2 protein-coding genes are annotated in these 2,443 nt (G+C 78.5%); one reads left to right on the plus strand and one right to left on the minus strand.

The genetic code is table 11. The annotated features are described in order from the left end of the window. Window positions 1-171: 171 nt before the first annotated feature. On the minus strand, window positions 172-1,500 hold the full coding sequence (locus tag ABEB16_RS20820; protein ID WP_345714095.1) for a nucleotide sugar dehydrogenase: 1,329 nt from the start codon (window positions 1,498-1,500) through the stop codon (window positions 172-174). Window positions 1,501-1,617: 117 nt separating this feature from the next. Here ABEB16_RS20820 and ABEB16_RS20825 point away from each other — a divergent pair. Beyond that, window positions 1,618-2,443, plus strand: an 826-nt coding sequence (locus ABEB16_RS20825; RefSeq protein ID WP_345714094.1) for a glycosyltransferase family 2 protein, incomplete at its 3' end; no start/stop codon positions are given.

Consider the following 2,443-nt stretch of genomic DNA (forward strand, 5'->3'; position numbering starts at 1 on the left):
GGCGCGGCGAGGGCCGCGGCGCCCACCAGCAGCACCGACACCGCCGGCGCGGCCGCCAGGACGGCCAGGCCGCGCTGGCCCAGGCAGCGCACGACGAGGGCGCCGGTCAGCACGAGCACCACCGCGACGAGCAGGACGTGCGGCACCGCCTCCAGCCAGGTCACCGGCGGCTCAGGCGGGCGCCGCGGCCCGCGAGCCCGTGCTGCCGCGGCCGAGGACGACGCGGCGCACCCCCGCCCAGCGCGCCGGGTCGGTGACGTCGCGCCCGTCCAGCAGCACCACCGCCCCGGGCACGTCCGCCGCGGACAGCTCCGCGTACGCGGCGTGGTCGGCCTGCACCACGACCGCGTCGACGCCGCCACCGTCGTGGGGTTCCAGCCCCAGGGCGGCCAGCTCCGCGGCGCTGTACAGCGGGTCGGACACCAGCGCCAGCGCGCCCCGGGCCCGCAGCTCCGCCACCAGCGGGAACACCCCGGAGAAGGCCGTCTCCTTCACCCCGCCGCGGTAGGCGGCGCCCAGCACGAGCACCCGCGCACCGGCCGGCTCCCGCCCGGCGGCGGCCAGCTCCTGGGCCAGCAGCGCCACCGCCGCCGCGGGCATCCGGGCGTTGGCGGCGCGGGCGGTGCGCACCACGTCGGCGCCGGGGTCCCCGGCCAGGTACAGCTGGGGGTAGACGGGGATGCAGTGCCCGCCCACGGCGATGCCCGCCCGGTGCAGGTGGCTGTACGGCTGGGAGTTGCACGCCTCCGCGACCGCGGGGAAGTCGATGCCCAGGGACTGCGCGTAGAGGGCGAACTGGTTGGCCAGGGCGATGTTGACGTCCCGGTACGTCGTCTCGGCGAGCTTGGCCAGCTCCGCGGCCTCCGCGGCGCCCAGGTCCCACACCCCGTTGGGGCGGGGCAGGTCCGGGCGCGGGTCGAAGCGCAGCACCTGCTCGTAGAACGCCACCGCCCGCGCGGTGCTGGCCGCGTCCACCCCGCCGACGAGCTTGGGGTAGCGGCGCAGGTCGGCGAACACCCGCCCGGTGAGCACCCGCTCCGGGGAGAACGCCACGAACAGGTCCTCCCCCGCCCGCAGGCCGCTGCCCGCCTCCAGCAGCGGCACGAGCCGGTCGCGGGTGGCGCCGACGGGCAGGGTGGTCTCGTAGACGACGAGGGTGCCCGGGCGCAGCCCGGCGGCGACGGCGCGGGTGGCGGCGTCCATCGCCGTGAAGTCCGGCCGGGCGTGGGCGTCGACCACCAGGGGCACCACGACGACGACGGCCTCGCTGGCGGCGACGGCGGCGGCGGTGTCCGTGGTGGCGCGCAGCCGCCCGGCGGCGACGACGTCGGCGAGGCGCTCGGCGAGGTGCGCCTCCTCCTGCCAGGGGGCGCGGCCGGCGGCGACGAGGTCCACGACGCGGGCGTCGACGTCGGCGCCGACGACGGAGTGGCCGTTGACGGCGTACTCCACCGCCAGCGGCAGGCCGATCTTTCCGAGGGCGACGACGGCGACGTGCACGGGCAGCGGCCTTCCAGTCGGGAGCCGCACCCGCCGGAGGGCGCGGCCGGACCACCCTAACGACGGGCCGACGGGCCTCCCCGCCACCACGCGCCCGCGGCGCTAGGGTCGACGACCGTGCCCGAGCAGCCGCCCACCGTCACCGTCGTGGTGGCCTGCTACCGCCAGGCCGCGCTCGTGCCCGGCTGCCTGGCCGGCGTCGCGGCGCAGACCCGCCCCGCCGACCGGGTGGTGCTCCTCGACGACGCCTCCGGCGACGACAGCCCGCAGGTCCTGCGGGCCTCGGCGCGCGAGCTCTTCGGGGCCGACTGCTTCGAGACCGGGCGGGTGCGCCTGCTCGACGAGGGGCCCAACGTCGGGCTGGCCGCCCGGCTGGACCAGGCCCTCGCCGTGCTGCGGACCGACTGGTTCCTCGTCCTGGCCGCCGACGACGAGCTCGTGCCGCGCTCGCTGGAGGTGCTCACCGCCTCCGCCGCCGCCCACCCCGGCTGCGCGGCGCACTTCGGGGACCTGGAGGTCATGGCCGCGGACGGGACGCCCGCCGGGTACCGCCGCCCCGCCCAGACGTGGCAGGGCGCGGTGGCCCGCCGCTACCTGACCCCCGCGCTCCCCCACCGGGACCTGCTGCGCTGGAACAACTTCGTGCCCGGCGGCATGACCCTGGTGTCGACGGCGGCGACGCGCGCGGCGGGCGGGTTCCGCGCGGCGGTCCGCACCACGGAGGACTTCGACCTGTGGCTGCGGCTGGGGCGGGAGCACCCGTTCCGCTACACCGGCACGACCGTGGGCCGCTACCGCGTGGTGCCCACGTCGAAGTCGCGCGACGAGCCGGTGAGCGTGCTCGACCACGCCTCGGTCGTCGGGCGCGCCGCCGCCGGCGGGCCACCGGCCGCGCGCCGCGACGCGGCCCGGCTGGTGGCGCTGCGCTGGAGCCTGGCCGTGG

Source organism: Kineococcus glutinatus (genome assembly GCF_039542765.1).
Lineage (GTDB): Bacteria > Actinomycetota > Actinomycetes > Actinomycetales > Kineococcaceae > Kineococcus_A > Kineococcus_A glutinatus.